General features: G+C 37.3%; 5 protein-coding genes. 2 read left to right on the top strand and 3 right to left on the bottom strand.

Annotated features, from left to right (window positions below; translation table 11 throughout):
• Positions 1-13: 13 nt before the first annotated feature.
• From H6G26_RS37715 to H6G26_RS37705, 3 genes are read right to left on the bottom strand one after another with little or no spacing between them, the layout of a single operon-like run.
• Positions 14-694, bottom strand: coding sequence for a hypothetical protein (locus H6G26_RS37715; protein WP_242054253.1), 681 nt, complete (start codon positions 692-694; stop codon positions 14-16).
• Positions 695-704: 10 nt separating this feature from the next.
• Entirely contained in the window at positions 705-1,826 is a 1,122-nt protein-coding gene (locus H6G26_RS37710) for a hypothetical protein (protein ID WP_190736755.1), read from the bottom strand.
• Between the two features lie 41 nt (positions 1,827-1,867).
• Positions 1,868-2,701: a hypothetical protein gene (locus H6G26_RS37705; protein ID WP_190736753.1), complete on the bottom strand. Its 834-nt coding sequence runs from the start codon at positions 2,699-2,701 to the stop codon at positions 1,868-1,870.
• 666 nt (positions 2,702-3,367) lie between these two features.
• On the opposite strand from H6G26_RS37705, the gene H6G26_RS37700 reads away from it, so the two are divergent.
• The gene (locus tag H6G26_RS37700) at positions 3,368-4,021 is read left to right on the top strand and encodes a hypothetical protein (protein WP_190736751.1); all 654 of its coding nucleotides are present in this window, start codon (positions 3,368-3,370) and stop codon (positions 4,019-4,021) included.
• A 255-nt stretch (positions 4,022-4,276) separates the two neighbouring features.
• Positions 4,277-5,326 carry a hypothetical protein gene (locus H6G26_RS37695; RefSeq protein WP_190736748.1) on the top strand — a complete coding sequence of 350 codons (1,050 nt, stop codon included), beginning with the start codon at positions 4,277-4,279 and terminating at the stop codon, positions 5,324-5,326.
• Positions 5,327-5,652: the final 326 nt, after the last annotated feature.

Raw genomic sequence — 5,652 nt, 5'->3', positions numbered from 1 at the left:
TTTCTTTGACTTTTCAAACAGCCTCTAAGTAAATACTAGCGACTTGATTATTTTTTACAGCATCAAAGAAATTTTTTAGCCAGTGATAAATATATGAGCGATATAGCACATATAGGGATTGCTCATGAAAACATTGTGAGTAAGGTTTGCTTAAATGCTCCATTCCTTGATAGTGATCTCTGTGCAAGGCTGTTAATCTAATTTCTGTGCCCCCAATCAATGGCAATTTTTGCTGTACTAATTGGTTGTACTCTTTAAACCTCGTATCAAAATGTTGATTTTTTACTATGACATAATTAGCATTGTCCGTTGCAAAATCTAATAGCTGCAAGAAATATTCCATGCAATCACTTCTATGGGAAATTGGCTGTAAGAATGTTAATTTCCAGTTGAGTTCAGCCAAAACAGTAAAAAAATCAGCCTCATATATGTAGTTACAGGTTTCTTGGATATATTGTCCCGGCATATCCACAAAAATCACATCTAATGAGTCATTAAGTAAATCGTCTAACACCAAATCCGGGTTGTCAGTGAAAAAATTTAAGCTTTCTACTGGCACTATACCTTCATAAGCTTTGAACTTATTACGGTTATCATGGTTATAAATCTTAACAGTTTGATTTTGACTAAGGAATAGTTCAATCAATAACTTGATAACTGTAGACTTTCCCACACGCGAGTCACCTACAGTCATCACTAAACGTCTACAAACGGGGGACATCGTTTAATCCTAAAATGCTTCTTGCCAACCCAACTTGTTCCTTGAATTTGCTAATCCAAGTACTTACCCTTCCTTTAACTGATGGTTTTTCTTTTTGCTCTATTCCTTGATTAAACGTCAAGCTATTCTTATCTAAATAATCATAAGCGTGTTCTATTAAATCTGGCATCGTTATTTCCAGAAAGGGAATCTCCCTTTCTTTTAATAAATCCTTAATTGTTGTTACGTCTGAAGACTCTTTATATCTGACAAAGTTTTCTGGCGAACCGAAGAACAAATTCTTCACTACGACATAATCTACTTGGTCTTGACAAAAATCATATAGAGTTGTCAACTGCCTGACTGAATCCATTACTCGGCTAATTACAATTACGATTGTTACTCGCATATCATATAATTCTTCAACTGTAGACAAGAACTTCATTTGTTCTACAACATCTCTTAAGATTCTCATGGACTGTGGTAGTAATTCCAGTAAAAATAAAGACTTTCCGGGGATAACTGCCCCTTCTGTGTCTAGACTATCCTCTATTAACTCTTTCAAATCATCTAGAAAAATGTCCACATTCCCTTCTGTAAAAAAATCTAGTTTTCTTACCAGACATTGATCCCCGTAAAATCTGTTTAAATGAGAATTAGATATGTCCGCATCAAAAGCCAAAAATTCTTTTTTCATATCCAAATATGTTTGCGCTAATCCTCTGGCGAAAGTACTTTTCCCTACTCCTCCTTTATCTCCTGTCACTATCACTAATCTCCGACTCCACTGTTTTTTATTGGTGACTGCGGTTTTTGTTTGTGGCAGGACTGTATTTCCTGCTTCTGTTTTTTCACCTAGCCCCATTGTGGCGGCGTGTGGGGTATAGGGTGCAAGGTCTAGAGAAGAAGAGACAGCCCCAACAGCCAAGGGGTTAGAAGCCTCAGACAACGCATTCATCCCTACACCCGCAAGGGAGCGCACTTCATCTGTGGCTACTGCTTCTGGCTGCTGTACATCTTCTGTGCTTTCTGCTGTGCTTTCTGTTTCTATTGTTTCATCTGTTTTCAAAAGTAATTCTTCTGCTCCGCCAAGGATCTCTGCTTTATCGTTTAAAATATTTGCCATCTGATTTTTTCCTCTATTTCATGTTTAGTCAGTCTCAGAATTTAGTCCAGTGCTAGCATCTCTGCTGAAAAGTAGTTTAATAGATTTAAATACATTGGTTTTAAATCCTTGAAATTCTCAATTGATTTATTAACCATTGTCCCCAGAGCTTGTAGTATTAATCCTTGTTCTAGTACCTGATTTAAATCCAAATCATTTAATTTATTTAAATGATAATAAACTAACAAATCTAATGATTGAGCTATCAATAAATTTTCCGGCCGGATCACCAAATCTTCATAAACATATTCATAACTGCTCACTGACCTTATTACTGTTTTTAATACTTGAAAATATTTATTTCTGAAGTCAATCCCATTTAAATCAATAGTCTGAGGACAGCTAGCTGGCAATGGAAGCTTTTTAAAAATGAACTTTAAATATAAATCAATACTATTTGATGACCAAGACTCACTATTCTGAAAATACAAATACTTTATCAAAGAATCTTTCCGAGAGTAATCTATTTCTTGAAATAAGTATTTGGGTTGCTCGACTGCAATCATTGTCACATCATTTTTAAACACTGGCATTACATTTGTTCTTACCCATTGCATAAATTGCCTAACTACATTGTGTTCTACTGCACTTGTTCGTGATATTAATGAGTGAATCGATAGAGCGCTGAGTGTCGATACCAAACTCACTTGATTATTCTCCATCATCACTAATCGTTTCTGAACTTCAATTGATCTCACGAAATCATCATTTAAAATTGGAGCTACTATTTGCAATACATCCACTGCAAATAACTCTAGCCCTGTTGGTGTTGCTATCACTCTTACTACAGAACTTGATGGATGCTCAAATTCCCAATATCGCCAAACTTCTACCATTTCTCCACTAACTTTTTTGTTCTCCCTCCTCTTACTGCAAAAGCTAGCTTTTTACCATAAGAAGATACCTTAAATACATCAAAATTCACTTTGCCAGAATGAGTGTAGCCCATGCTGAATTCTTACTTAGACACTATGGCATATTCCCCCACTTTAAAGGAATCGCTCGAAGTCTAAAAAAATATCGTACTTCTGGCTATTGCTTTTTGTTAACATCCTGTTATAAAATTAGCCCTTTTGCCTCAATCAAAATAAATTCATCGCAAAAGTTCAAGTTTTTTAATAGTTAATTGCTGATTTTAGCTTGCTATTTGAAATCGAATTATTATATATTGTCTAGAGTGATATTTAGCTCCCATTAATCTCAGAAATACATAAGATTAGTTTTCCAAATTGAGCTAAATTTAGCTTTTTTACTATCCGATTTTTTCGAGAATAAATAGTTATCAAAACAGAATTCAGAAGCGATGCCCTGAGCTTGTCCTGAGCGTAGTCGAAGGGCACAGTCGAAGGGTCAGGAGTCAGAATTCAGAAAATAGGTATGAATTCTATACGAGTGGTGGGTCTGAATTCCCCACGCTCTTTATTCTGACTCCTGTTAGCAGATAGCTATGGTTTGGCCCATTCAGAATAATTGAATTCTTCTTCAAATTAAGTGAGAATAATATGCTTTTCAAAACTTCACAAATCGCCATTACTTTAGCTTTGTTCGTCGGTGGCGGTATTATCTCTTGCCAGAGTAAAACGCCTGAGCAGATTACTCTAGAAAAAGAGCAAGAATTGATTGCAGCAAAGGAGAAAGCAGAAGCAGCTGAAGTCAAAAAATTTGTTGACACTACTCCCGAACTGTATAGAGTTAATTGGAAAGTTTGTAGTGAAGGGTTTCTCGATCGAGACAACAACGGCTGTAAAGAAAGTCGAGATGTCCGTGCTAAGGGTTTTCCTGAAGCCGTCCTTGTTTGGGGCCCTGTTCAAGAGGTGAAGTTTGTCACTAAGCGTAATTTTAGTCCCAATATGCAAAGTGTTGGTTTGTTTGTCAAATCTAAAGGTTGCTTAAAATTGGGTAAACCCGAAGGAGGAGATCAGTTTTACAAAATACACGAATTTTCACTTACAAAAGGTTCTGCCCTTCCAAATCCCGACAGCGCTAAAATTGATAAACTTTCCCCTGAATATAAGACCAAAGCTATACGAGTAGCCATTAATAATGCCGAAAATGAAATTGCTTCTTTAAACAATTTCGGTGTTTCTTCCACTGGATTCATGCCGAGTGCTGCTTTACAACCTTGTCTCACCCTTGAAAAATGGAAAAACTTATAAATTCACAACTGCTTAAATAAGTAAAATTCGACGAGTGCAGTTCCTCACATAACACCAAGGGGGAATGCACTCGATTGCTTTTGGGGTAACGCGATTTCCTCATAGCATGAATCGTTTTGACAACATGAAAAGCAGAGCGGAGCTTCAACTTACTCAAATACTTTACAATAGGTCTGAAACTGTTAATTCTTTTCTAATTCACTCGATGTCGTTTCATAACTATACGAGTGTCGTAAGGTATAGTTAACTCCAAAGATGAATAGCCCCTTTCCTTTATCACCTCCCCAAAAAGCAATCGAGTCACTATTCGCATTGCGAGATTACTACGCACCTCTTGTAGAAGAGTACGAAAAATTATATACCCTAGCCAAAGCAAATCTCACTCATGTAGAAGCTCTATTATCTAACTGCCCTTTGACTGAGGAGGTAGATAATGATAATGAAGAATTCACCTCTGAAAAAGGAAAAAACTTCTTCTTATTCTTAAGTGAGGAATCTGTTAATGACGATGTTGAACCTATTACCCATCCTTTATTAGACGATTCACAGGATACATCAACAGTCGCAACCCAATTGCTTGACTCCACTCAACAAAACATATTCACACTTATACAAGCTTGGTCAGGTGAAGAATCTGATGCAGCTACAGATAGTCCATTCCTCCTAGAGCCACCGATAGAAACATCAACTCAACAGCAAGCGCTCTATGGAACCGAGACGGCCATGCTGCCTATTTTTCAATCCCTGTCTCGCCCGGAAGCTATTGAACAGGTTTTGGCAGAACACATTGGCACAATTGTTCACATCGATTTTATTGTCAAAATGCTCTATGGGGACTTACAGACAGAAGTGTTTAAAGTGCTAAAACACAGAGTTCAATCATCCCTCATTAAGGGCAAGGAAACTAACAAATGGTTCAGTGTCCCAGGATCGCCCGGATACTATACTCTGTCTTTAACTTTGCTACCAAAACCGGAGACGAAAAATTCGTCCACCAGAGTCAAAGGCAAAAATAAGAAACAAGTTTTGCCGCCTCAGCCCAAAGAGATACCAATGCTCGAAGAATTTCAGGGTCAGTTTTTAATTGATGCACTAACAACTTTTCTAAAAAATAATTCGGGTAAAGTTTTCGGGGTTTCAGAAATTACCAACGGAATCTATGGCGAACTCACTGCGGCTGAGATTAGAGAAGTGAAAAACAAGGTATTGAATGAGTTATCACGGGGTCATCGCACAGGGCGATTCACTAGGGTTCCTGAGCAGATTGGATTTTATACCTGGCATTTAGAGTTGCTCAACAAGTAGAAACGATTCTTATCTTAAATATTGTTCATCAAGCAATGGCACGATCTCTCTCAACAATAAAAAGCCTCAACAAAAGCTGAGGCTAAAGAGAAATACCAAAATAAAAAGCAATATTTAGTGATCGCCCAGGCTCAAGCGCTTGAGCCGGGAGCATCCAACCAGACTACTGCTTAACTTACACTTTTAACATTTATGGCTATTCCAGCAACACAGTTAAAGATCGGGCAATCAGTAAGGTATTTGATTGGCACTCGAAGCGGCATGAGTGCGGCAATAACCGATATTAGCAAATCATCTCTTAGTCTCAAAAATACTCATATTGTTAC

Source organism: Nostoc sp. FACHB-888, from assembly GCF_014696655.1.
In the GTDB taxonomy this organism is placed as follows: Bacteria; Cyanobacteriota; Cyanobacteriia; order Cyanobacteriales; family Nostocaceae; genus Nostoc.
Note: the sequence above shows the minus strand (reverse complement) of the source record. Positions and strands in the feature narration are given on the sequence as shown.

Coding starts and splice junctions, on each gene's coding strand:
- H6G26_RS37715 (WP_242054253.1), bottom strand. CDS start 694: ATGACTGTAGGTGACTCGCGTGTGGGAAAGTCTACAGTTATCAAGTTA.
- H6G26_RS37710 (WP_190736755.1), bottom strand. CDS start 1,826: ATGGCAAATATTTTAAACGATAAAGCAGAGATCCTTGGCGGAGCAGAA.
- H6G26_RS37705 (WP_190736753.1), bottom strand. CDS start 2,701: ATGGTAGAAGTTTGGCGATATTGGGAATTTGAGCATCCATCAAGTTCT.
- H6G26_RS37700 (WP_190736751.1), top strand. CDS start 3,368: ATGCTTTTCAAAACTTCACAAATCGCCATTACTTTAGCTTTGTTCGTC.
- H6G26_RS37695 (WP_190736748.1), top strand. CDS start 4,277: ATGAATAGCCCCTTTCCTTTATCACCTCCCCAAAAAGCAATCGAGTCA.